The following is a 471-nucleotide window of genomic DNA, read 5'->3' as shown; positions in this document are numbered from 1 at the left end:
AATAAATGTAGCATTATCAGAAGAAGGTGGTCAAAATCTTCAAGAAGTTGTGGTTACTGGTACAAGAACAGCACCTAGAAGTAACACCACGACTGCACTTCCTATCGATGTAATATCCTCTAAAGACTTAGCATCAACTGGACAAGCTACTTTTGACAAAGCGTTACAGTACAAGATTCCTTCTTTTAATACGGTTCAAACACCTGTAAATGATGCTACATCATTGCTTGACCCTTATGAAATTAGAAATATGGGACCAAGCAGGACTTTAATCCTTATCAACGGAAAACGTAAAAATTTAAGTTCTTTACTTTACGTACAAACTTCTCCGGGACGAGGTGAAACAGGTGCAGATATTTCTGCAATTCCTACAGACGCTATCGAAAGAGTCGAAATCCTTCGTGATGGTGCATCAGCTCAATATGGTTCTGATGCGATTGCAGGGGTAATGAATATTATCTTAAAAAAGAA

The 471-nt window shown here is 38.0% G+C and carries 1 protein-coding gene; it reads left to right on the top strand.

The window, feature by feature from the left end:
* The coding region (locus AB674_RS21715; RefSeq protein ID WP_047779383.1) for a TonB-dependent receptor plug domain-containing protein at nt 1–471 on the top strand (471 nt) is incomplete at both ends.

It is taken from the genome of Flavobacterium sp. ABG, assembly GCF_001027725.1.
In the GTDB taxonomy this organism is placed as follows: domain Bacteria; phylum Bacteroidota; class Bacteroidia; order Flavobacteriales; family Flavobacteriaceae; genus Flavobacterium; species Flavobacterium cupriresistens.
The sequence above is the reverse complement of the archived record's forward strand: the minus strand, read 5'-3'. Positions and strand labels throughout refer to the sequence as shown.